This window comes from Photobacterium atrarenae, from assembly GCF_024380015.1.
Classification (GTDB): Bacteria; Pseudomonadota; Gammaproteobacteria; order Enterobacterales; family Vibrionaceae; genus Photobacterium; species Photobacterium atrarenae.
In genome coordinates this window covers 1,100,599-1,123,652 of record NZ_CP101508.1, presented here as the reverse complement: position 1 = coordinate 1,123,652, position 23,054 = coordinate 1,100,599, and the positions used below count along the sequence as shown (strand labels likewise).

General features: G+C 53.3%; 20 protein-coding genes. 10 read left to right on the top strand and 10 right to left on the bottom strand.

The window, feature by feature from the left end:
- Positions 1–3: 3 nt before the first annotated feature.
- Genes NNL38_RS05385 through NNL38_RS05370 form a run of 4 tightly spaced genes read left to right on the top strand, consistent with a single transcriptional unit; the run spans position 4 to position 3,653 of the window.
- The gene (locus NNL38_RS05385) at positions 4–966 is read left to right on the top strand and encodes an ABC transporter permease (RefSeq protein ID WP_255389999.1); all 963 of its coding nucleotides are present in this window, start codon (positions 4–6) and stop codon (positions 964–966) included.
- Positions 953–1,840 carry a putrescine export ABC transporter permease SapC gene (sapC, locus tag NNL38_RS05380; RefSeq protein WP_255389998.1) on the top strand — a complete coding sequence of 296 codons (888 nt, stop codon included), beginning with the start codon at positions 953–955 and terminating at the stop codon, positions 1,838–1,840. Before NNL38_RS05385 ends, sapC begins: the two co-directional genes overlap by 14 nt.
- Entirely contained in the window at positions 1,840–2,841 is a 1,002-nt protein-coding gene (locus NNL38_RS05375) for a peptide ABC transporter ATP-binding protein (protein WP_255389997.1), read from the top strand. The genes sapC and NNL38_RS05375 overlap by 1 nt, the downstream gene beginning before the upstream one ends.
- Positions 2,838–3,653: a peptide ABC transporter ATP-binding protein gene (locus tag NNL38_RS05370; protein ID WP_255389996.1), complete on the top strand. Its 816-nt coding sequence runs from the start codon at positions 2,838–2,840 to the stop codon at positions 3,651–3,653. Before NNL38_RS05375 ends, NNL38_RS05370 begins: the two co-directional genes overlap by 4 nt.
- Positions 3,654–3,723: 70 nt before the next feature.
- On the opposite strand, the gene pyrF is transcribed toward NNL38_RS05370, so the two are convergent.
- From pyrF to gyrA, 9 genes are all read right to left on the bottom strand, one after another.
- Positions 3,724–4,419, bottom strand: coding sequence for an orotidine-5'-phosphate decarboxylase (gene pyrF, locus NNL38_RS05365; RefSeq protein ID WP_255389995.1), 696 nt, complete (start codon positions 4,417–4,419; stop codon positions 3,724–3,726).
- 245 nt (positions 4,420–4,664) lie between these two features.
- Positions 4,665–5,834, bottom strand: a complete 1,170-nt coding sequence (lapB, locus tag NNL38_RS05360) for a lipopolysaccharide assembly protein LapB (protein ID WP_255389994.1) — start codon at positions 5,832–5,834, stop codon at positions 4,665–4,667.
- A 6-nt stretch (positions 5,835–5,840) separates the two neighbouring features.
- Entirely contained in the window at positions 5,841–6,125 is a 285-nt protein-coding gene (locus tag NNL38_RS05355) for a LapA family protein (RefSeq protein WP_255389993.1), read from the bottom strand.
- A 130-nt stretch (positions 6,126–6,255) separates the two neighbouring features.
- Positions 6,256–6,549, bottom strand: a complete 294-nt coding sequence (gene ihfB / locus NNL38_RS05350) for an integration host factor subunit beta (RefSeq protein WP_255389992.1) — start codon at positions 6,547–6,549, stop codon at positions 6,256–6,258.
- A 72-nt stretch (positions 6,550–6,621) separates the two neighbouring features.
- A complete protein-coding gene (gene rpsA, locus NNL38_RS05345) occupies positions 6,622–8,292 on the bottom strand; it encodes a 30S ribosomal protein S1 (protein ID WP_255389991.1) in 1,671 nt (556 codons plus the stop codon).
- A 99-nt stretch (positions 8,293–8,391) separates the two neighbouring features.
- Positions 8,392–9,075, bottom strand: a complete 684-nt coding sequence (cmk, locus tag NNL38_RS05340; protein WP_255389990.1) for a (d)CMP kinase — start codon at positions 9,073–9,075, stop codon at positions 8,392–8,394.
- A gap of 242 nt (positions 9,076–9,317) precedes the next feature.
- On the bottom strand, positions 9,318–10,598 hold the full coding sequence (gene aroA / locus NNL38_RS05335) for a 3-phosphoshikimate 1-carboxyvinyltransferase (protein WP_255389989.1): 1,281 nt from the start codon (positions 10,596–10,598) through the stop codon (positions 9,318–9,320).
- 163 nt (positions 10,599–10,761) lie between these two features.
- Positions 10,762–11,844 carry a 3-phosphoserine/phosphohydroxythreonine transaminase gene (gene serC / locus NNL38_RS05330; RefSeq protein WP_255389988.1) on the bottom strand — a complete coding sequence of 361 codons (1,083 nt, stop codon included), beginning with the start codon at positions 11,842–11,844 and terminating at the stop codon, positions 10,762–10,764.
- Between the two features lie 220 nt (positions 11,845–12,064).
- Positions 12,065–14,710, bottom strand: a complete 2,646-nt coding sequence (gyrA, locus tag NNL38_RS05325; protein ID WP_255389987.1) for a DNA topoisomerase (ATP-hydrolyzing) subunit A — start codon at positions 14,708–14,710, stop codon at positions 12,065–12,067.
- A gap of 435 nt (positions 14,711–15,145) precedes the next feature.
- Between gyrA and NNL38_RS05320 the strand changes: the two genes are divergently transcribed.
- The 6 genes from NNL38_RS05320 (at position 15,146) to NNL38_RS05295 (ending at position 21,161) form a co-directional block, all read left to right on the top strand.
- The gene (locus NNL38_RS05320) at positions 15,146–15,280 is read left to right on the top strand and encodes a hypothetical protein (protein ID WP_255389986.1); all 135 of its coding nucleotides are present in this window, start codon (positions 15,146–15,148) and stop codon (positions 15,278–15,280) included.
- Positions 15,281–15,473: 193 nt separating this feature from the next.
- Positions 15,474–16,193, top strand: a complete 720-nt coding sequence (gene ubiG / locus NNL38_RS05315) for a bifunctional 2-polyprenyl-6-hydroxyphenol methylase/3-demethylubiquinol 3-O-methyltransferase UbiG (protein ID WP_255390564.1) — start codon at positions 15,474–15,476, stop codon at positions 16,191–16,193.
- Between the two features lie 155 nt (positions 16,194–16,348).
- A complete protein-coding gene (locus NNL38_RS05310) occupies positions 16,349–17,026 on the top strand; it encodes an HAD family hydrolase (protein WP_255389985.1) in 678 nt (225 codons plus the stop codon).
- Between the two features lie 382 nt (positions 17,027–17,408).
- Positions 17,409–19,676: a class 1a ribonucleoside-diphosphate reductase subunit alpha gene (gene nrdA, locus NNL38_RS05305; protein WP_255389984.1), complete on the top strand. Its 2,268-nt coding sequence runs from the start codon at positions 17,409–17,411 to the stop codon at positions 19,674–19,676.
- A 55-nt stretch (positions 19,677–19,731) separates the two neighbouring features.
- Entirely contained in the window at positions 19,732–20,865 is a 1,134-nt protein-coding gene (gene nrdB, locus NNL38_RS05300) for a class Ia ribonucleoside-diphosphate reductase subunit beta (protein WP_255389983.1), read from the top strand.
- Positions 20,862–21,161 (top strand): 2Fe-2S iron-sulfur cluster-binding protein, encoded by a 300-nt coding sequence (locus tag NNL38_RS05295; RefSeq protein ID WP_255389982.1) that lies wholly within the window; start codon positions 20,862–20,864, stop codon positions 21,159–21,161. Before nrdB ends, NNL38_RS05295 begins: the two co-directional genes overlap by 4 nt.
- 35 nt (positions 21,162–21,196) lie before the next feature.
- Here NNL38_RS05295 and NNL38_RS05290 read toward each other — a convergent pair whose 3' ends face one another.
- Positions 21,197–22,801: an EAL domain-containing protein gene (locus tag NNL38_RS05290; RefSeq protein WP_255389981.1), complete on the bottom strand. Its 1,605-nt coding sequence runs from the start codon at positions 22,799–22,801 to the stop codon at positions 21,197–21,199.
- Positions 22,802–23,054 lie beyond the last annotated feature (253 nt).

Genomic DNA, 23,054 nt, shown 5'->3' with positions numbered 1-23,054 from the left:
TACATGTTTATTTACACGATTCGTCGACTCAATCTGTTTTTGATCACCATGGCCATCCTGACCCTGGTGGGTTTCAGCATCCTGCGCCTGGATCAGAGCCTGGTGTGGAGCCAGCAGCCGTTCTGGGGCGGCTGGTTGATTTACCTGGAGAACCTGTTCGCCGGCAACCTGGGCCTCAACCCAAACGGTGAGCCGATTGTCCATGATGTGCTGGCCGCCTTCCCGGCCACGATTGAGCTCTGCTTCTTTGCCTTTGTCCTGTCGCTGCTGGTCGGGATCCCGCTGGGCACCCTGGCCGGGGTGAAACGCGGACGGATGATTGATACGTCGATTTCATCACTGGCATTACTTGGCTACTCGATTCCGGTGTTCTGGCTGGCTGTCTTGCTGATCATGCTGTTCTCCCAGCAGCTTGGCTGGCTCCCGGTGGCCGGGCGTTACAGCCTGTTGTATGAAATCAAACCGGTGACCGGGGTGGCCTTGATTGATGTGATCCTGTCCGAGAAGCCGTACCGCTCTGAAGCACTGATGGATACCATCCGCCATCTGATCCTGCCGACACTGGTGCTGGCCATGGCGCCGACGACCGAAGTGATCCGCCTGACCCGGGCATCCGTGTCCGAAATCATGGGTCAGAATTTTATCAAGGTCGCCCAGACCAAAGGCCTGTCGATGTTTGAAATTATCCGTCGCCACGTTCTGAAAAATGCCATCCCGCCGATCATTCCGAAGCTGGGGATGCAGTTTTCCACCATGATGACGTTTGCCATGCTGACCGAGTCGATCTTCAACTGGCCCGGCATCGGTCGCTGGCTGCTCAATGCGATTGCCGGCCAGGACTATGTGGCCATTCAAGCCGGTGTGATTGCTGTCGGGAGCTTTATTCTGGTGGCTAACATCCTGTCGGATTTGACCGGCGCCATCGTCAGCCCGCTTGTCAGAAAGGAATGGTATGCTATCAAATAACATTTACCAGGAGCAGAAGATCCCGACCCAGTGGGAACGGGCCTGGCAAAACTTCCGCACCAACTCGCTGGCCATGTTCGGGCTCTGGTGCCTGTTGTTCCTGCTCCTGATCACCCTGGTTGCGCCGTGGATCACCCCCTATTCGCCCTATGATCAGGTCGGTGAGCTGCTGATGCCACCATCCTGGGATCCGACCGGCCATGTCGAGTACTTCTTCGGAACCGATGATTTGGGCCGGGATATTCTCAGCCGCCTGCTCGTTGGCTCGCAGCTGACCTTCGGCTACGCCCTGCTGATTGCCCTGGCCTCCAGCGTGATCGGCATTACCATCGGCGTCATGGCGGGGATGACCCGGGGACTGAAATCGAGTTTTCTCAATCACCTGCTCGACACCGTATTATCGATCCCGTCCCTGCTGCTGGCGATTATTGTTGTGGCCTATATGGGGCCGGGGGAGCTCAATATCCTACTGGCGATCTGGCTAGCGCTGATCCCCCGTTTCATCCGCGCGGTCTATACCGCAGTCCACAATGAGGTCGAGAAAGATTACATCATCGCGGCCCGGCTCGACGGCGCCAATAATTTCTATCTGCTCTATCATTCAATATTGCCCAATATCCTGACCGTCATTTCCAACGAATTGACCCGGGCCATTTCCATCGCCATTCTGGATCTGGCAGCGCTGGGCTTTCTCGGCCTCGGCGCCCAGGCGCCTTCGGCCGAATGGGGCGCGATGCTGGGTGATTCCATTGAGCTGATCTACCTCGCGCCGTGGACCGTCACCCTGCCGGGACTGGCCATCACCTTCAGCGTATTGGTTATAAACTTAGTAGGAGAAGGACTCCGCCAGGCGATTAACGCGGGGATAGATTAATGCCATTACTTGATATCCGTAACCTCACCATTGAAATTGAAACCCCGCAGGGGATGGTCAAAGCCGTCGACCGAATGAGCCTGACGCTAAGCGAAGGCGAGATCCGCGGGCTGGTGGGTGAATCCGGCTCCGGGAAAAGCCTGGTGGCCAAAGCTATCGCCGGCGTAACCAAAGACAGCTGGCGGGTCAGCGCCGACCGCCTGCGCCTGGCTGACATCGACCTGCTGACCCTCTCTGCCCGTGAGCGACGCAAAGTGGTCGGGCGGGAAATTGCGATGATCTTTCAGGAGCCCTCCTCGTGCCTGGACCCTTCTGAGCAAGTCGGGGAGCAGCTGGAAGAAGCAATCCCGGCCGGCTCTTTTTCCGGCAGTTGGTGGCAGCGGTTCCACTGGCGACAGAAGCAGGCAATCGCCTTGCTGCATAAGGTCGGGATCAAAGAGCACAAGCGGGTGATGAAGAGCTACCCCTACGAGCTGACGGACGGCGAGTGTCAGAAGGTCATGATTGCAATGGCGATCGCCAACCGCCCTCGCCTGCTGATTGCTGATGAACCAACCAACGATCTCGATCCGATCACCCAGTCGCAGATCTTCCGTCTGCTCAGCCGGATGAACCAGCTCGGCAATACCACCATCTTGCTGGTCAGCCACGATTTAACCATGGTGACCCAGTGGGCGGACCGGATCACCGTGATGTATTGCGGCCAGGCGGTCGAGTCCGGCAGCCGAAAGCAACTGCTGGAATCACCGCACCACCCTTATACCGAAGCCCTGCTGCACGCGATGCCGGACTTTAACCTCGATGTCCTGCCGCATAAGTGCAAACTGGAGACGCTGCCGGGCTCGATCCCGCCGTTGCAGCACTTACCCATCGGCTGTCGCCTTGGCCCTCGCTGTCCCCATGCCCAGCGGAAATGTGTCGAAGTCCCCAAGCGCAGAAAAATCAAAAACCATAAATTCAGCTGCCATTTCCCGCTGAACATGGAGGAGAACAGTAAGTGAGTGCGCTGCTTGAAGTCGAACACCTGAAGAAAGACTATCACTACCGTTCAGGTTTATTCCGCCGCCGGACCATTGAAGCCGTCAAACCAGTGACCTTTTCCCTCGAAGCCGGTGAGACCCTGGCCTTTATCGGCGAGAACGGCTCCGGCAAGTCGACCCTGGCAAAAATGCTGTCTGGGGTCGTCGAGCCGACCGAAGGGATCATCCGGGTCAACGGTGAGCCACTGGCCAACAATGACTTTCAGACTCGCTGTAAGCTGATCCGGATGATTTTTCAGGATCCCAATACCTCGCTCAACCCCCGGATCCAGATCGGCAAGATCCTGGAGGGGCCGCTGAAGCGAAACACCAACATGACCCCGCAAGCCCGTGAGCGACGGATCATGGAAACCCTCCGCCGGGTCGGGCTGCTGCCGGAGCACGCCTATTTTTATCCGCAAATGCTGGCGACCGGCCAGAAACAGCGGGTTTCTCTCGCCCGCGCGCTGATCCTGCAACCCTGTATCATTGTCGCCGATGAAGCCCTGAACGGGCTGGATATGTCGATGCGCTCGCAGATCATCAACCTGTTGCTCGAGCTTCAGGAAGAAATGGGCTTGTCGTATATCTACGTGTCGCAACACATGGGGGTGATCAAACACTTCACTGATAAAGTGATGGTGATGCAAACCGGCGAAGTGGTCGAACAAGGACTAACCGAGGAGGTCTTTAACAACCCGCAACACCCGCTGACCCAAAAGCTGCTCGACAGTCATTTCTCCGCTCACAGCCACGATCGGCGCAGCCGGCGTTCTGCCAAGGTAGAGTGCTAGCGCCTAACCTGTTCGCGAAGCGAACCATACCCCAAAACAACGACAGGCCCACCGGGCCTGCCAAGTTCGCTTAGGCCAGGCTTTGGTTAATCGCCGCCAGCACCGCTGCCGGATCATCGGCCTGGGTGATTGGCCGGCCAATCACCAGATAATCCGAGCCCGCCTGAACCGCTTCAACCGGCGTCATCACCCGGCGCTGATCGCCAGCAGCGCTGCCTGCCGGACGGATCCCCGGCGTGACCAGTTTAAATTCTCGGCCTAGCTCTGTTTTCAGCATCGTCGCTTCCTGTGCCGAGCAAACCACCCCGTCCAGGCCGCTGCTTTTCGTCAGACGAGCCAGATTCAGAACATGCGCCTGCGGCTCAGCCGTAATCCCAGTCCCACGCAGATCAGTCGCTTCCATGCTGGTCAGCACAGTCACTGCAATCAGCAATGGGCGGTCCTTGCCAAACGGCTCCAGGATCTCCCGCGATGCCGTCATCATGCGCTCACCGCCGCCGGCGTGAACATTCACCATCCACACCCCGAGCTCTGCCGCCGCCGCAACAGCACGGGAGCAGGTGTTGGGAATATCGTGAAATTTCAGGTCCAGAAATACAGAATGGCCCCGATCATGCAGTTTACGCACAAAATCAGGGCCAAAATAAGTAAACATCTCTTTGCCGACTTTCAATCGACAAGTTCCGGGCTCAATCCGGTCAACAAAGGCAAGAGCCTCATCCTGACTTGGATAATCGAGCGCGACAATGACTTTTGGATCCAACATGGCATCTCCTGCTTGATAATTGCTAAATCTCGCCCAGCCTCCCTGAGCGCGGTCGGGATTGTACCGTAAAATTGTTTTTTTTCGAGCACTTCTTCAAATTTTGTTGGAAGTAGTCAAAACCAAAGCTTTTCTTACCTTGCCAATCGTTTGTTCAGAGCACAAGATTCAACTCGGTATCGTAAATCGTCAAACCTGCCGGCAATAAAAAGCCCGCTCGGCATCGAGCGGGCTGTTCAGCATTCGGGTTATTCACCGTCCAGACCTCGGATCGGCTTCACGCCGCCCCAGCCTTTACAGGAGGGACACTGCCAGTAGAGCGAGTGCGTGGCAAAGCCGCACTTCCGGCAGCGGAAGTGAGGTTTGATTTTCAGCTGCTCCCCCACCAGCGCGCGCAGGGTACTCAGGCTCTCTTTGGCTCGCCCCTCTTCCGCTTCATCCAGATGGTAATCCATCAACTGATAAAATCCTTTCATGGTCGGATTTTTGGTCAGCTGGCGGGTCATAAAGGTTTGGGCAGACACGGAGCCTTCAAGCCTGGCAATCTCGTCAGCCAGCATCAATTCAGCCGTAGCCCCGGCATTGAGCTCAACACAGTGCTGCAGGTGTTTGTACCACCCCGACTCGTTTCCGGTCGCTTCATAGCATTGCAACAACATCGGCAAGGTTTCGCTGACATAATCAATGTCCTGCTCAGCGACCCGCTCCAGCTGTTTCAGCGCGGCTTTGTACTCTTCCTCGCCGATCAGAATCTTCGCCATCATCATTGAGGCACGCACACAGGATTTATCAGCCGACAGGGCTTTCTTCAGGAGTTGTCTGGCCTTGTCCATATTCAAAGCACTGAGCTCCAGCATCGCCATTTCGCACCAGTAGTGGGCAATATCATGCTTGAGCTTGGACTTGCCCATTTTGACCAGCTGGCTGGCCATTTCGATAGCTTTGTCCCATTCCCGGGTTTGCTGATAAATGGTCAACAGTTGCTGCAAGGCACCTTTACGATGCTCCGGCTCGTCCAGCAACTGTTCAAAAATCTTCTCCGCACGATCAAAGAACCCGGCAGCCATATAATCCTGGGCCAATTGCTGCAAAGCTAAATTGCGTTGATCGATAGTTAAATTCGGACGGGCAATCAGATTCTGGTGAATTCGAATGGCACGATCCACCTCGCCCCGGCTTCGGAACAGGTTCCCCAAAGCAAGGTGAGTATCAATCGTTTCACTGTCAACCTGGAGCAGTTCAATAAACACGTCCACCGCTTTATCTGACTGATCAGATAACAGCAGGTTCAAGCCAGTCACATACTGGCGTGACATGTGGTGAGACTGCTCCTGTTGTTTATTACTAGCGCTCCTGTTACCCATATACCAGCCGTAGGCGGCGGCAATTGGCAATAACAGAAACAACAGCTCTAGCATTAATGTTTATTCCTTTACAGGCTCAGCACGCAGCTGCTCGAGCTCTTTCTGTTGCTTCGCAACTTTCTTGCTCAGGCGATTTCTTGAAAAACGCGCTTTCAGATACAGCATGCCGCAAATCAGCCAGCCAATGGCAAAACCGGCACCAAAGGCAATCCCGAGCAGGGTCGACATCTGGAACTCACCCTGAGCAATCAGATAATCAAAATTCACTAACTGTTGGTTTTGCGCCCCCAACGCCAGCGTAATGAGAAAGCAGACCACTAAAACAAGAATGCTTATTATCTTCATCGTAAATCCTTCTTACTTGATCGATAGTTGATGGGTTGATTATGCAAGATTTTCACACATCAGACCATGATCAATAGACATAAAAAAACGGCATACCTTTCAGCATGCCGTTTTTTTGTTCTAAATGCGTTTAATTCGCTGCGTAAGCAGCATTCACGCGATCACGTAACTCTTTGCCCGGTTTAAAGTGAGGGACGTACTTACCGTCTAACTCAACCTTGTCCCCGGTCTTGGGATTACGCCCAACGCGTGGAGCACGGTAATGCAAGGAGAAGCTACCAAAGCCACGGATTTCGATACGGTCGCCCTCTGCGAGGGTGGTCGCCATATGCTCAAGGATTTCCTTGATTGCATCTTCTACTTGTTTCGCAGAAAGATGTGTTTGTTGACTGCACAGCCTTTCAATTAATTCAGACTTTGTCATACACACTCCGTTTTTAGTATGTTTCTCAATAGTATAACCGCTTAGGGGGAAAAGTGTTCCCCCTATGCTCAATTATTCGCCTTTAGCCGCTTTGAAAGCGTCAGCCATTGCGCTACCGAACGAAGCATCGTCTTGCTTGTTCAGGGCAGCCATTGCTTCTTGCTCTTCAGCAACGTCTTTCGCACGTACAGACAGGTTGATTACGCGGTTCTTACGATCAACGCCTGTGAATTTCGCTTCAACAGAATCGCCAACAGACAGAACCAGAGTTGCGTCTTCAACACGGTCAACAGATGCTTCAGAAGCGCGCAGGTAGCCTTCAACGCCTTCAGCCAGCTCAACAGTTGCGCCTTTCGCGTCAACAGCAGTCACAGTACCTGTTACCAGAGCGCCTTTCTTGTTCACAGCAACGAAGCCGTTGAACGGGTCTTCTTCGATTTGCTTGATGCCCAGAGAAATACGCTCACGCTCAGCGTCAACAGCCAGAACAACTGCAGAGATTTCGTCGCCTTTCTTGAAGTCACGAACAGCTTCTTCGCCTGCAACATTCCAAGAAATGTCAGACAGGTGAACCAGACCGTCGATACCGCCTTCAAGACCGATGAAGATACCGAAGTCAGTGATAGACTTGATCTTACCAGTTACGCGGTCGCCCTTAGCTTGCATTTCTGCAAATGACTGCCATGGGTTCGCTTTACACTGTTTCAGACCTAGGCTGATACGACGACGCTCTTCGTCGATGTCCAGAACCATAACTTCAACTTCGTCACCCACGTTAACAACTTTAGATGGGTGGATGTTCTTGTTAGTCCAGTCCATTTCAGAAACGTGTACCAGACCTTCAACACCTTCTTCGATTTCAACGAAGCAGCCGTAGTCAGTCAGGTTGGTTACGCGGCCAGACAGCTTAGTGCCTTCTGGGTAACGCTTCGCGATAGCAACCCATGGATCTTCACCCAGTTGCTTCAGACCCAGAGATACGCGAGTACGCTCACGGTCGAACTTCAGAACCTTAACGTTGATTTCGTCGCCAACATTAACGATTTCTGATGGGTGCTTAACGCGTTTCCAAGCCATGTCAGTGATGTGCAGCAGGCCGTCAACACCGCCCAGATCTACGAATGCACCGTAGTCGGTCAGGTTCTTAACGATACCTTTAACTTCCATGCCTTCTTGCAGAGAAGCCAGCAGCTCGTCACGCTCAACGCTGTTCTCAGACTCGATAACAGCACGGCGAGAAACAACAACGTTGTTGCGCTTCTGGTCCAGCTTGATTACTTTGAACTCAAGCTCTTTGTTTTCCAGGTGAGCAGTGTCACGAACTGGACGAACGTCAACCAGAGAACCTGGCAGGAATGCACGGATGCCATTCAGTTCAACGGTGAAACCACCTTTAACTTTACCGTTGATGATACCAACAACAGTTTCAGCATCTTCGTAAGCTTTTTCCAGCTGAATCCAAGCTTCGTGACGCTTCGCTTTTTCACGAGAAAGCTTAGTTTCACCGAAGCCGTCTTCAACAGCGTCCAGAGCTACGTCAACTTCTGCACCGATTTCGATTTCAAGTTCGCCAGCGGCGTTCTTGAACTCGTCAGCTGGGATAGAAGACTCAGACTTCAGGCCCGCGTCAACCAGTACATAACCGTTTTCGATCGCTACAACAGTACCTTTAACAATGGCACCTTGGCGTGTTTCTACTTCTTTCAGTGACTCTTCAAAGAGCTGAGCAAAAGATTCAATCATTATTTAATCTTCAATTTAATAAACAACCATGGGTGTCCTACCACATGGGGTTGGGGGTATAGTCAGTATTCATCCTTGATACCGACGCCATCATGTTGATTACTCAACTGATAATTTCGTTTCAATATAGGCCAGTGCCTCTGCAGTGACTTGCTCTATTGACATCTCAGTAGAGTCTAGCACCAAAGCATCAGCCGCGGGACGCAGCGGCGCTACCGCGCGATTGCGGTCGCGATCATCGCGTTCCTGAATTTCGTTTAAAAGACTATCAAAGTTAACATCTAAGCCTTTCTGTTGCAACTGATTCATGCGGCGAATTGCACGCTCTTCCGCGCTGGCATCAAGAAAAATCTTCACGTCAGCGCCCGGAAAAACCACGGTGCCCATATCGCGACCATCAGCCACCAGCCCAGGGGCTTCACTGAATGCCCGCTGGCGACGCAGCAGCGCTTCACGCACGCGAGGTAAGGCTGCCACTTTGGAAGCCGCCATCCCGGTTTCTTCCTTGCGAAGTTCACCCGAGACATCTTCGCCTTCGAGGATCACTTTCACCAATTCGCCTTCCGCAACGAATTCAACATCCAGGTGCGCTGCCAGTGGAACCAGTGCGTCTTCTGATTCAAGATCAACACCATGATGAATGGCTGCCAGGGCCAGGACGCGATAAATCGCACCAGAGTCCAGCAGCTTCCAGCCCAGCTTTTCTGCCAACAGCATACAGAGCGTGCCCTTCCCGGCGCCGCTTGGTCCATCAACAGTGATCACTGGAGCATGTGTAGACATAGGTTTTCTCCGAATTGGTTCCAAATATAGCGCTGTCATACCAAACCGCTAGCGCAGAATGTGAGCCAACAGCCTGGTATGACAGCCCTCAAACGGGGGCGTATTATACGGGAAAAATAGCCTCAGTACTATCAAATCAGCGGCTTGATGGCGGAGAATCCACCGCTTGGCTGAACGCGCGAAGTTGATTAACAACAGAGCCCGCCAAGCAGGCGGGCTCTGTTCAGGCCAGGTCGACAAACTCAGCAGCTTAGTTGCGCCAGCTTGTCAAAATAGTCCGGGAAGGTTTTTGAAGTACACTTTGGATCATTGATGGTGACCGGGGTATCGCTCAGTGCCACCAAAGAAAAACACATCGCCATCCGGTGATCATCATAAGTATCGATCGCCGCATGCTGCAGCTGCACCGGCGGGGTAATGATGATGTAATCTTCCCCTTCTTCAACGGTAGCACCGACTTTACGCAGCTCGGTGGCCATCGCAGCCAGACGGTCAGTTTCCTTCACCCGCCAGTTGTAGACATTGCGGATCGCCGTGGTGCCCTCGGCAAACAAAGCGGTCGTGGCGATGGTCATGGCTGCATCCGGGATATGGTTAAAGTCCATATCGACCGCTTTCAGCTCACCGCGGCGGGCGATCACATAATCATCACCCCACTCAATTTCGGCCCCCATCGCCGCCAGGGCATCAGCAAACTGGACATCCCCCTGGATGCTTTTCTTGCCAATGCCGGTGACTTTGATGGTGCCACCCTTGATCGCGGCGGCAGCCAGGAAGTAAGAAGCAGACGAGGCATCACCCTCAACCAGGAAATCACCCGGCGCCTGATAAGTTTGGCCACCTTTCACCACAAACGCTTCGTAGTTACGGTTTTCAACCGCGACCCCAAACTGAGACATAATATGCAGGGTAATATCGATATACGGCTTAGACACCAACTCGCCTTTAATCTTGATCACGGTATCCCCCGTGGCCATCGGCGCCGCCATCAGAAAGGCGGTCAGGAACTGGCTGGAAATCGAGCCGTCAATTTCCACCTCACCGCCGTGCAGACCGGTGCCGGTAATTTTCAGCGGCGGATAATTGTCATTTTCCAGGTAAGTAATATCGGCGCCAGCAGCACGCAGGGCATCAACCAGATGGCCAATCGGGCGCTCTTTCATCCGCGGCTCACCGGTGAGCACAAACTCTCCCTCGCCCAGACACAGCGCCGCCGCCAGCGGGCGCATCGCAGTCCCTGCATTGCCCAGAAATAGCTCCAGGGCCTGGGTTGGTGCAAATGCGCGGCCCAATCCGTGAACTTCACAGACGGTCTTATCTTCAGAAAGCTGATAGCTGACACCGAGTTGTGTTAATGCATTGAGCATATGACGGATATCATCGCTATCGAGCAGGTTTGTCAGTCGTGTGGTCCCTTGTGCTAACGCTGCCAATAACAGGGCGCGATTGGAAACACTCTTCGACCCTGGTAGATTCACTTCCCCATTCATCTGTTGTATCGGCTGTAACGTTAAACTGTCCATCTGTCTCTCTTCTATCCTGTTTTTTAGGCGTTCCCGCAGATTAGCGAATAATGCCCTTGTCGGCTAGTACTGAATCCAGCCCGGCTTGGCTGATCCGATGATTCAATAAAAAAGCCGCCTTCGCGGCGGCCTTGATTGGTTCGTGTCATGGCTTCAATGCAACTTAACCCTGCTGATGTTCAAACTTCGCCATGAAATCCACCAGCGCCCGGACACCTTCAATCGGCATCGCATTGTAAATTGAGGCGCGCATCCCCCCCACCGCTCGGTGGCCTTTGAGGGCTTTCAGGCCCGCCGCTTCTGCCTGCTCGAGGAACAGGGCATCAAGCTGCGGATTTTTCAGCTGGAACGGCACATTCATCAGGGAGCGGTTGTCCGGATGCACCTCATTGCGGTAAAAGTCAGACTGATCAATAAAATCGTACAGCACCTTGGCTTTGGCCTCGTTACGCCGCTGCATTTCAGCAACACCACCAATGGATTTGAGCCACTTGAACACTTCACCCGCCAGGTACCATGCAAAGGTCGGCGGGGTGTTAAACATCGAGTCTTTCTCCACCAGCACGGTATAATCGAGAATACTCGGCAGCGCCTGTTTGGCCAGCCCCAGCAAGTCATCACGTACAATGACAATCGTCAGGCCGGCCGGGCCGATATTCTTCTGCGCCCCGGCGTAAATCACCCCATACTGGGAGACATCAATCGGACGCGACAGGATCGTTGAAGACAGATCGGCCACAATCGGTTTATCCGTGACCGGCAGATCGCGGATTTCAATCCCGTCAATCGTTTCATTGGGGCAGAAATGAACATATGCCGCATCATCGGACAACGGCCACGCCTGCGCCGGCAAAATGGCACGCTTACCCTCACGCTCACAGGTAATATCCACCACATTCGGGCGGCAGTATTTCTCGGCTTCCTGCGCTGCGCTGTGGGCCCAGTAACCACCATCCATATAATCGGCGCTGGTCGCATCCCCCAGCAGGTTCATTGGCACCGCAGCAAACTGCGCGCGCGCGCCGCCATGGCAAAACAACACATGGTAATTCTCCGGAATGGCCAGCAATTCGCGCAGATCTTTTTCTGACTGCTCAGCCACAGCGAGAAATGCTTTGCTCCGGTGACTGATTTCCATAACGGATGTGCCCAGGCCATGCCAGTCAACCAGCTCAGCTTGCGCTTTTTTTAAGACGTCTGCCGGGATCATTGCCGGACCTGCACAAAAATTATAAACCTGCTCCATGATGATCAATTTGCTCCTGCTAATAAAACATGGGGTTACACGGTGTCGCGCTTTCAGAGACGCTCCCAGGCCCACAGATTGTGACCCAAGTCTAATCCTTGTTTTTACACCTTTCTCACGGTGCTGAAAAGGATTTCATGCCGAAATCCGGCATTCATTTGCGCAACACAAAAAAACGCAGCCATGGGGCTGCGTTTTTTTGTTACGGATCGCGCTTTGCTTATTCTTGCTCAGGAGCCTGCTCAGCAGAATCATCCTGATCATCGGTTGCTTGTTCCGGCTGCTCTGCCTGGGCAGCAACGGCTTCAGCGCCTTCGACAATTTCAGCCAGCTCATCTTCGTCCGGCTCATCGATACGCTGCAGGCCAACCACCTGCTCGTCTTCCGCAGTTCGGATCAACGTCACACCCTGGGTGTTCCGGCCCACTTTGCTCACCTCGCCGACACGGGTACGAACCAACGTCCCGGCATTGGTGATCATCATGAACTCGTCGCCTTCCTCAACCTGGATCGCGCCGACCACCGCACCATTACGCTCGGTGACTTTGATCGACACCACGCCTTGAGTGGCACGGCTCTTCGCCGGGTACTCTGCCAGCTCGGTGCGCTTACCAAAGCCATTCTCGGTCACGGTCAGCACGTCACCATCGTTATGTGGCACAATCAGCGAAACAACCTGATCGCTTTCCGCCAGCTTAATCCCACGCACACCCGACGCAGTACGGCCCATGCCGCGCACCTGCTCTTCCGAGAAGCGCACCACTTTACCGGCTTGCGAGAACAGCATGATATCGTCACTGCCGTTGGTAATATCCACGCCAATCAGCGAATCACCTTCCCGCAGGTTCACCGCGATGATCCCGGCGCTACGCGGACGACTGAAGTCAGTCAGCGGTGTTTTCTTCACGGTACCATCGGCAGTCGCCATAAAGATAAATTTATCTTCTTCATACTCTTTCACCGGCAGGATGGCGGTGATCCGCTCATTCTCTTCCAGCGGCAGAATATTCACAATCGGCTTCCCGCGCGAGGCACGACTCGCTTGCGGTAGCTGGTACACTTTCAGCCAGTACATCCGGCCCCGGCTGGAGAAACACAGAATCGTGTCGTGGGTGTTCGCCACCAGCAGACGCTCGATAAAGTCTTCATCTTTCATCCGGGTTGCGGCTTTACCTTTACCGCCGCGGCGCTGCGCTTCATAGTCGCTCAGCACTTGGTATTTCACATAGCCTTCATGTGACAGAGTCACGACCACGTCTTCCTGGGTGATCAAATCTTCCAGATCGATATCGTGGCTGGCTGCGGTAATTTCGGTGCGACGCGGGTCGTTGAACTGCTCTTTGACCAGTTCCAGCTCTTCGCGGATCACTTCCATCAGACGCTCAGAGCTGGCCAGGATATGCATCAGCTCCGCGATTTCTTCCAGCAGCGCTTTATATTCGTCGAGAATTTTCTCGTGCTCAAGACCAGTCAGCTTGTGCAGGCGCAAATCCAGAATTGCCTGAGCCTGTTGCTCGGTCAGGAAGTACTGACCGTCACGGATCCCGTATTGCGGCTCCAGCCAGTCCGGACGGGCTGCATCAGTGCCGGCACGCTCCAGCATTGCCGCAACATTGCCCAGATCCCAACCACGCGCGATCAAGCCTGCTTTCGCTTCAGCCGGCGTCGGTGCATTGCGGATCAGTTCGATAATTTCATCGATATTCGCCAGTGCCAGTGCCAGACCTTCGAGGATATGGGCACGCTCACGGGCTTTGCGCAGTTCGAAAATAGTCCGGCGGGTCACCACTTCACGGCGGTGGTTGACGAAGCACTTCAGGGTCTCTTTGAGGTTGAACAGCTTCGGCTGGCCGTTATCCAGCGCCACCATGTTAATCCCAAACGTGGTTTGCAGCTGGGTTTGCGCGTACAGGTTGTTCAGCACGACCTCGCCCACCGCATCACGGCGGCACTCGATCACGATGCGCATCCCGTCTTTATCGGACTCATCGCGCAATGCAGTGATGCCTTCGACTTTCTTGTCTTTCACCAGCTCGGCGATTTTCTCGATCAGGCGCGCTTTGTTAACTTGATACGGAATCTCCGTGACGACAATGGTCTCTTTGCCGTTCTTATCGGTTTCGATCTCCGCTTTCGAGCGCATGTAGACCTTGCCGCGACCGGTCTTATAAGCATCAATAATGCCTTTACGGCCACTGATCAGTGCTGCCGTCGGGAAGTCTGGTCCCGGGATATACTCCATCAGTTGATCGATGGTGATATCTTCATTGTCGATATACGCCAGGCAGCCGTCGATGACTTCGCCCAAGTTGTGCGGTGGAATATTGGTTGCCATCCCCACGGCAATACCGGAAGCGCCGTTGACCAGCAGGTTCGGGATTTTCGTCGGCAGGACTGCCGGGATCTGCTCGGTGCCGTCATAGTTCGGCACATAGTCAACCGTCTCTTTTTCCAGATCAGCCAGCAGCTCGTGTGCAATCTTCGCCATCCGGACTTCGGTATAACGCATGGCCGCGGCGGAGTCGCCGTCGATGGAGCCGAAGTTACCCTGGCCGTCGACCAGCATGTAGCGAAGGGAGAAAGGTTGCGCCATCCGTACGATCGTATCGTAAACCGCACTATCACCATGGGGGTGATATTTACCGATGACGTCACCAACCACACGGGCTGATTTTTTGTATGCTTTATTCCAGTCATTGCCGAGCACATTCATCGCGAACAACACGCGACGGTGTACCGGCTTAAGGCCATCACGCACATCAGGAAGAGCACGACCAACGATAACGGACATCGCATAGTCGAGATATGAGCCTTTCAGCTCTTCTTCAATGTTTACGGGCGTGATCTCTTTTGCAAGATCGCTCATGGAGCCAATATCCCTCAGGTAATTTCTGTCGTATTTCTACGTGCAAGGTGCGAGAATATAGCACAAACAGGCCTCGATAGGCACACCTTTCACAATTTATGTTGTGAGTAATTTAGCGGATTTATCAAAAACCAGACACCAGATATTCGCCTTAACGTCCGGCCCGAGCGTCAAATGGTTATTTTTCCATCACTTCCACCACGTCCGCAGCGATTAAATTTCAATCAACAAATAAAGTATGAGCAATTGTAAAAAGCCGATCCCCTCGCGGTTTCACCCCTGCAACATCCACCACCTATTTTCATCATGCCAGACTCTGATCCGGGTCAATTTTGTCCGCCAGGCAAAGCGTAAAATAGCCTTTGCACCAACCGTTTAGCCGTATCAAACGGACCTGCACCTTTATTTTTTCACAGAAAAATAAGTGAGGTCACTATGTTAAGCCAGGCCATCAACACCATCGGACTCTGTATCATCGGCGGGAAATACATCCTGATGCTCATTCTTGCTGCCATGACGTTGTTCTCCGGGACCCTGACCCCGGAACTCATCGTCCTCAACCAAGGCTAAGGCGCCCCAAGCAGCAGTTGAGATGAAGCCTGCTGCTTATTTCCCTCGACACTTCACGGGCCAAGACCGCCCTTGGGCCGACTTTTTACCTTCCTCTCTCGCCACTTGCTCAGGCGTTGATGCAGAAATTATTATTCCACTTGGGTGATTTCGTTATAATGCCTGCAATCGAAAAAGGAAAATGGCGATGACAATGACCAAGCAGTTGAATGTCGATCCGGCAGAAATCACGAAATTTGAAGAAATGGCCTCCCGTTGGTGGGATCTCGAAGGCGAATTCAAGCCGCTGCACCAAATCAACCCGCTGCGGCTGAACTTTATCATCGATCATGCCGACGGCCTGTTTGGCAAGAAAGTTCTCGATGTCGGCTGTGGCGGCGGCATTCTGGCTGAGAGCATGGCTGTGGAAGGCGCAGACGTAACCGGGCTGGACATGGGCAAAGAGCCGCTGACGGTGGCTCGCCTTCACGCGCTCGAAACCGGGACCCAGCTGGAATATGTCCAGCGGACTGCGGAAGAGCATGCCGAGCTGTTCCCGCAAACCTATGATGTCGTGACCTGCATGGAGATGCTGGAGCACGTACCGGACCCGGCCTCAGTGATCGCCGCCTGTGCCAAGATGGTCAAACCGGGCGGCCATGTCTTCTTCTCGACCCTGAACCGCAACCTCAAATCTTACCTGTTTGCCATTGTCGGTGCCGAGCAGGTGTTGAAACTGGTCCCGCGGGGGACGCACGATCACAACAAGTTTATCCGCCCGTCAGAGCTAATGGCGATGATCGATCAGACGCCGCTGCAGGATCGCCATATCACCGGGCTGCACTATAATCCGCTGACCGACAATTACTGGCTGGGGAAGAATGTCGATGTCAATTACATCGTCCATACCATCAAGCCGGACTCAGCAGGCTAGCATTGTTATCGGGGCGCCATCAGGCGCCTCTTTTTATTCAAGTTGTTCTGGCCATCCCCCGGCTACAATTAGAGACAAAAGAACAGCGGGTGCAGATGTCGGCTTCCACCGAGGCGATGGCCCGAACCCAGACGGTTTTATAAGGATATAACCCCATGCATTTACCAATCCGTGCCATCCTGTTTGATCTTGACGGCACCTTGCTCGATACCGCGCCCGATATGGCAGAGGCCGCCAACCGGGTGCTGGCGGACTATAATCAGGCCCCCCTGACTGATGAGCAGATCAAAGCCAACACCAGTTACGGCGCCAGAGGACTGCTGACCGCCGGGTTCGGAGCCATTCCGGCCCATCTTGATGCCGATCAGCTACGCCGCGAATTTCTCCACTATTATCAGCAAAATATCTGTGAAGGGACTTCCGTCTACCGTGGGATCAACAAAGTCTTGGCTTATCTGGAAGCGCATCAAATTCCCTGGGGGATCATGACCAACAAACCCGGTTTTCTCACCGAGCTCTTGTTGCCCTTTTTCCCGGAACTGCTGAAAGCCCAGGTTGTGGTTTGTGGCGATACCCTGGCCGTTGCCAAACCTCACCCCGAGCCACTGTTGCATGCCAGTGAGTTGTTGGGGATCCCCCATACCGCCTGCGCCTACGTCGGCGACATCGAAAAGGACATGATTGCCGCCAATGCCGCGCGGATGCACGGCCTGGTGGCCGGCTGGGGTTATATCGGTCAAACGCACCACCCCGAAGCATGGCAGGCCCGCGAAGTGTTACCAGCCCCGGAGGCGCTGATTGATATGCTGGAGCAGCAAAGAAAATGCCAATAAGTCATTTCTTAATCAATCAGTTCAGGGAGGTTTTTACGATGACTGCCCGGCCAAAAATCAAGAAAAATATTTTTTTTTACGCCATTTTTTCTCATCGGCTTTCGTTGATTTTTTCTATTATATTGGCGTATCTACCTAAATCGGTTAGTAGGCACCAACTTTTTTTTGACCATCCCCACGTTATCCACAGGTGGCGAAAAATTACCACCTTGCATTACCCTGACTTCATCACTATCTTGTAACGCCATAAGCTCAACACCCCAATATATAGTGTTTTTCGACTAAACTAAGAGTTGTAAGTAAGATCACAATCTTTACATCTCTTCACGAAAATGTTGCAAAACGCCCTGTTATTGGCGAATTTCTGGGAAAACGGTCAAAAATGAATCAACAGCTAACTGTTACCAAGCGTGATGGACGCAAAGAAAATATCGATTTGGATAAAATCCACCGGGTGATCACCTGGGCCGCTGAAGGCCTGGAGAATGTCTCTGTGTCACAGGTCGAGCTGAAATCTCACATCCAGTTCTATGACGGGATCAAGACGGAAGATATTCATGAAACCATCATCAAGGCAGCGGCTGACCTGATTTCAGAGGAAACACCAGACTACCAATATCTGGCAGCACGCCTGGCGATTTTCCATCTGCGTAAGAAAGCGTACGGTCAGTTCGAGCCACCAACACTGTTTAACCACGTCACCAACCTGGTTGAGAAAGGAAAATACGATCGTCATTTGCTGGAAGACTACAGCAAAGAAGAATTCGATCTGATGGACACCTATCTTGATCACTGGCGTGATATGAACTTCTCCTACGCTGCGGTGAAGCAGCTGGAAGGGAAGTACCTGGTGCAAAACCGTGTGTCCGGCGAAATCTTTGAGAGCGCCCAGTTCCTGTACATGATGATTGCAGCCTGTCTGTTCGGCAAATATCCGAAAGAGACGCGCATGGACTACATCAAGCGTTTTTATGATGCCGTTTCCCAGTTCAAAATCTCGCTACCGACGCCGATCATGTCTGGTGTCCGTACACCAACACGCCAGTTCAGCTCCTGTGTGCTGATCGAGTGTGACGACAGCCTGGATTCAATTAACGCCACAGCTAGCGCCATTGTGCGTTATGTGTCTCAGCGTGCCGGCATCGGTATCAACGCCGGTCGTATCCGTGCCCTGGGGTCGGAAATTCGCGGCGGTGAAGCTTTCCACACTGGCTGTATCCCGTTCTACAAGTACTTCCAGACTGCCGTGAAGTGCTGCTCTCAGGGCGGTGTCCGTGGTGGTGCAGCGACCCTGTTCTATCCTATCTGGCACGGTGAAGTGGAATCACTGCTGGTGTTGAAGAACAACCGCGGTGTTGAAGAAAACCGGGTCCGTCACATGGACTACGGCGTGCAAATCAACAAACTGATGTACACCCGTCTGATCAAAGGCGGCAATATCAGCCTGTTCTCGCCATCTGATGTCCCAGGTCTGTACGATGCCTTCTTTGCCGATCAGGAAGAGTTTGAGCGTCTGTACGTCCAGTACGAGCAAGACGAAAGCATTAAACGCAAGACCATCAAAGCGATTGACCTGTTCTCACTGCTGATGCAAGAGCGTGCCTCGACTGGCCGTATCTACATCCAGAACGTCGACCACTGTAATACCCACAGCCCGTTTGACCCGACTGTTGCGCCGATTCGCCAGTCCAACCTGTGCCTGGAAATTGCGCTACCGACCAAACCGCTGAACAACGTGGAAGATGAAAGCGGCGAAATCGCCCTGTGTACCCTGTCTGCCTTCAACTTGGGCGCCATCGATTCGCTGGACGACCTGGAAGAGATGGCTGACCTGACCGTACGCGCTCTGGATGCACTGCTGGATTACCAGGACTACCCGCTGCCGGCTGCCTACAAAGCCACCATGAACCGCCGCACCCTGGGAGTCGGCGTGATCAACTTTGCTTACTACCTGGCCAAAAACGGCGTGCGCTACTCGGACGGCAGTGCCAACAACCTGACCCACGAAGCGTTCGAAGCGATTCAGTACTACCTGCTGAAAGCCTCGGTTGGCCTGGCCAAAGAGCAAGGCGCGTGTCCGGCGTTTAACGAAACAACCTACGCCAAAGGGATCCTGCCGATCGATACCTACAAGAAAGATATCGACAACATTTGCACGGCAGAACTGCGTTACGACTGGGAAACACTGCGGGAAGAGATCAAAACCCACGGCCTGCGCAACTCGACACTATCTGCGCTGATGCCATCAGAGACCTCCTCGCAGATCTCCAATGCAACCAACGGCATTGAGCCACCGCGTGGCTTTGTTTCGGTCAAGGCATCGAAAGACGGTATCCTGAAACAGGTTGTGCCTGAGTACAGCAAGTACAAAAACAACTACGAGCTGCTGTGGAATATCGGCAGCAACGATGGCTACCTGCAACTGGTGGGCATTATGCAGAAATTTATCGACCAGGCGATTTCTGCCAACACCAACTACGACCCGAGCATTCAGCCAAGCGGCAAAGTGCCGATGAAACTCTTGCTCAAAGACCTGCTGACAGCGTATAAACTCGGCGTGAAAACCCTGTACTACCACAACACCCGAGATGGTGCATCTGATAGCCAGGGTGACGTTTCCGGTGATGACTGCACCAGCTGCAAGATTTAAGTAAAGGCACAATTTAGAGCGGGAGCTTCGGCTCCCCTTTGAAGTTGAGGATACAATGGCATACAGCACTTTTTGTCAAACCAATAACAATCAGCTCCAGGAGCCGATGTTCTTTGGCCAGCCCGTCAACGTGGCGCGCTATGACCAGCAAAAATTCGAAATCTTTGAAAAGCTGATTGAAAAACAGCTTTCGTTCTTCTGGCGTCCGGAAGAAGTGGACGTCTCCAGTGACCGGATTGACTATAACAATCTGCCGGAGCACGAGCGCCATATTTTCATCAGCAACCTGAAGTACCAGACTTTGCTGGACTCGATCCAGGGTCGCAGCCCGAATGTTGCCCTGCTGCCGATTGTCTCGATTCCGGAGCTGGAAACCTGGATTGAAACCTGGTCGTTCTCAGAGACGATTCACTCGCGCTCCTACACCCATATCATCCGCAATATCGTCACCAACCCATCCGTGGTTTTTGATGACATCGTGGATAACGAGCATATCATCAAGCGTGCCGGCGATATCTCCAAATACTACGATGATCTGATCAACGCGACCAACGACTACCACCGCCTGGGTGAAGGCACGCACATGATCAACGGCAAGACCATCACGGTCAATCTGCGCGAGATCAAAAAGAAGCTGTACCTGTGCATGATGTCGGTGAACGCGCTCGAAGCAATCCGCTTTTATGTCAGCTTCGCCTGCTCGTTCGCATTTGCCGAGCGCGAGCTGATGGAAGGAAACGCCAAGATCATCAAGCTGATCGCCCGTGACGAAGCGCTGCACCTGACCGGCACCCAGCACATCCTGAACCTGATGCGCACCGGTCAGGACGATCCGGAAATGGCAGAAATTGCCCAGGAATGTGCCCAGGAATGTTTCACCCTGTTTAAAGAGGCCGCCGAGCAAGAGAAAGAATGGGCTGAATATCTGTTCAAGGACGGCTCTATGATCGGCCTGAACAAAGATATCCTGTGCCAGTACGTAGAATACATCACCAACCTTCGCATGGCTGCGGTCGGTCTGGAGCAGGCTTATCCGGGTGCCACCCAGAACCCGATCCCGTGGATTAATGCCTGGTTGTCGTCGGACAACGTTCAGGTTGCGCCACAGGAAGCGGAAATCAGCTCGTATCTGGTCGGTCAGATTGACAACGACGTCAGCTCTGACGATCTGGGTGATTTTGAGCTATGAGCCCATTAACCTTCAAGGTGAATGGTCAGACGGTTTGCGGCAACAGCCGCGAACCGTTGCTGGTTCAGCTCGAAAAAGCCGGCTTCCGCCCCGAGTATCAATGCCGCAACGGCATGTGCGGTGCCTGCCGCTGCAAGCTCAAGATCGGTGCCGTCGATCAGCAAGATGCCATGGCTTTTGTTGGTCCCAATGAGATCCTCGCCTGTTGTTCTGTGCCGAAAAGCCACCTTGAGCTCGAATTTGACTACCAACTGACCCCGGCCGAATCTGCTGACCGCGACGTCGTCAACCGATAGCGCGTCCCGACCTCGCGCTTTGTTACCACACCAGTTTATACCTCGACCGTTACCGCGCCTTCGGCCGGCTCAGATGCGCCGCTCCGGGCCAGCCAGGCGACCAGCGCAGACTGCGGCATCGGCTTGGCATAATAAAATCCCTGATGATGATTGACACCTCGCTGAAGGAGGCTGTCGGCCTGCTGGGCAGTTTCAACGCCCTCAGCAATGATCACCATTCCCAGGCCATCCGCCAGGCCAATCATGGAATCAAGCAAAGCCACCGCATTGCCTTCCGGCAGCAGCTCTTTGATAAACACTTTATCAATTTTGACCACATCAAACGGGAAGCGACGCAATAGATCCAGGCCGGAGTACCCGGTGCCGAAATCATCGACCGCAATCCGGAACCCATGCTGTTGCAGCAAATGAAGCTGGGTAATGGCCTGATCCATCTCCGCATCACTAAACGCCAGATCTTCAGTCACTTCGAGCAACAGGTGGCGGATCAGGTGCTGGTTGCGCCCGCAGCGACGGCATACCCGCTCGGCAAAGTGCTCATCAAGCAGCAACTGGCGGCTGATGTTGATCGCCAGGTAACGTGATTTCATTAACTCCGGGTTCTCTTGGATAAAGCCGATAGCAGTCTCCATCACAAAATCCGTCAGCGCCCCGATTTTTCCCAACTGTTCAGCCAGCGGAATGAAGATCATCGGCGAAATAATGCCATGAGCCGGATGGTGCCAGCGCAACAGGAGTTCAAACCCAAGTGGCCCACCGAGATCAGTGTCCATAATCGGCTGGAAAAACACCTCCAGCTCATTATTTTTCAGCGCCCACTCAAACGTCGCCGGCAAAGATTGCCGGGCTACCCGTCGCCGGCTGGCATAAGTGTAAACCGCGCTAAACAGGGTTCCCAGAAGCAAGGGGATCCAGCTATGCTCGAGCATATAGGAACGCTGAAAGGCCGGGGTCACCTGAAACTGCAACTCCACCGGGTTTTGCGCTGAGTAAAAGCTAAACCGATCTGTCTCATGCATCGCGCCGACTTCAAGCGGCGCATTCACCGAGCCAGCAAGTGCATTGCCGGCCACTTTGACCGCAAACGGCAGGTCCGGGAACGGAAACCCTTTGCCAACCAGCTCATTCAGAACATCCGGCGGGATCAGCGCATTCGCGCCCATGTCGTGAGGGCCCTGCAAATAAACAAATAGCGAGTGGGTTTTGCCGGTTTTGGCCCGCACCAAAGCCAGCGTCCGACCGTCGGGCGCATTTCGCCAGCGACTGAGTGTCTGGTTATAGATAGGAATTGAAGTGTTACCGAGGTTGCTGGTACAGAACACCCGTCCCGCCGGGTTAATCAGACCAATCTCTTTAACCCGGTATGAATGAAAGACCGTCTGACGGAGCTGATCAATCTCAGATGAAGTACAAGTTTTGGGCAGGCTCACCAGCGGGGCCAAGCTATGGGTGGTTTGCTCGACGAACAGATCAATCCGCGAAAGCGCGGACTGCCCCAATCCGGATAAATCCGAGTGTAGCTTCCAGAAGTAAAAAGGCACGCCGACCACAAAGGTCAACAGGTAAATCACGGCGATATCACGCAGCAAAACCCGATTGAAACCAGCCTGTTTTCCACGCTCCTGCGGTTTTGACCCCATCCGAAATCGATATTTCATCATCACTTAAACAATTATTGAAATTTTGCAGCAACACTGAAAAAACTTGGAAGCCGTATCATGTTTTTCACCACGTAATGATGTTACCCAGAATGATGATAAATAAAAAGAAACCCGCAAAAATAACACTACAAAATCAAAGGATTTTTTCCGTTAGCACGAAATGATTCACATAAAATTGTTCAGTACGCTATGAGTTTCACAATAGTCTCTGTGAGTTCAGACCCGGTTTTAT